Origin of the sequence: Streptomyces sp. NPDC127092, from assembly GCF_042722475.1 — a bacterium.
Classification (GTDB): domain Bacteria; phylum Actinomycetota; class Actinomycetes; order Streptomycetales; family Streptomycetaceae; genus Streptomyces.
In genome coordinates this window covers 1-1,056 of the sequence record NZ_JBHXFE010000408.1, presented here as the reverse complement: position 1 = coordinate 1,056, position 1,056 = coordinate 1, and the positions used below count along the sequence as shown (strand labels likewise).

At 70.3% G+C, this 1,056-nt stretch carries 1 protein-coding gene; it reads right to left on the bottom strand.

Annotated elements, in window-relative coordinates:
* Positions 1–112 precede the first annotated feature (112 nt).
* Entirely contained in the window at positions 113–919 is an 807-nt protein-coding gene (locus ACFWJO_RS40870) for an S-methyl-5'-thioadenosine phosphorylase (protein ID WP_128640206.1), read from the bottom strand.
* Positions 920–1,056 lie beyond the last annotated feature (137 nt).

Genomic DNA, 1,056 nt, shown 5'->3' with positions numbered 1-1,056 from the left:
GACGGGAGCAGCGCGTCCACGGCCACGACGTCGTGGCCGGCGTCGGTCCGCGCGGTGCGGACGTGGCTGCCGATGAATCCGGCTGCACCAGTGAGTAGTACCCGTGTTTCCGTCATGGCAGCTCGATCGGCAGGTTCACACCCTCGTGGACGCGGCAGGTTTCGCAGGGGCCTTCGGGGGCGGCGGCGATCGCGGACCGCACCAGCGTCTTCAGGGGCCCGAGGTTGCGCTGGAACTCGGCGAACACGTCCACGGCGCGCACACCGTCCCCCGACTCGATCCCCGCGTCGAGATCGGTGACCAAAGCGATGGTGGCGTAGCACATCTCGAGTTCCCGGGCGAGGACCGCCTCGGGGTGGCCCGTCATGTTGACGAGGGTCCAGCCCTGCCGGGCGAACCACACGCTCTCCGCCCTGGTCGAGAACCGTGGCCCCTCGACCACCACCAGCACACCGCCCTCCACGGTGCCCGGCCGGGCGGCGGCCTTGCGCAGGTCGGAGCAGTACGGGTCGGCGAACTGGACGTGCACGCCGCCTCCGTCGAAGTACGTCTGCGTGCGGCCGCTGGTGCGATCGACCAGTTGGTCGGGCACGACCATCGAGCCCGGGCCCAGGTCGGGGGTGAGGCTGCCGGCGGCGCAGGGTGCGAACACCTGCCGCACGCCCAGCGTGCGCAGCGCCCACAGGTTCGCGCGGTACGGGATTGTGTGGGGCGCGAATTCGTGCCGGGCGCCGTGGCGGGGGAGGAACGCGACCTGCCTGCCCTCCACGTCGCCGACCGTGATCGGGGCGCTGGGGTTGCCGTACGGAGTGTCGATCGTGACTTCCGCAGCGTCCTCGTCGAAGAACGAGTAGAAGCCGCTCCCGCCGATCACGGCGACGTCCGCGCGGGCCGGTTCGCGTGCACTCATTGCGGTCATGCAGTCAATCCTCCGTCGTTATGCTGGGCGCGAGTGCGACTTTCGCCGAAGGAGATGACGTCATCGGATCCCCGCAGCGCGCCGAGGAGCGGAATTTCCCGTACCGCGACGTCGTGGGCGCCGCGCTCGCTCTGATC

Coding starts and splice junctions, on each gene's coding strand:
- ACFWJO_RS40870 (WP_128640206.1), bottom strand. CDS start 919: ATGACCGCAATGAGTGCACGCGAACCGGCCCGCGCGGACGTCGCCGTG.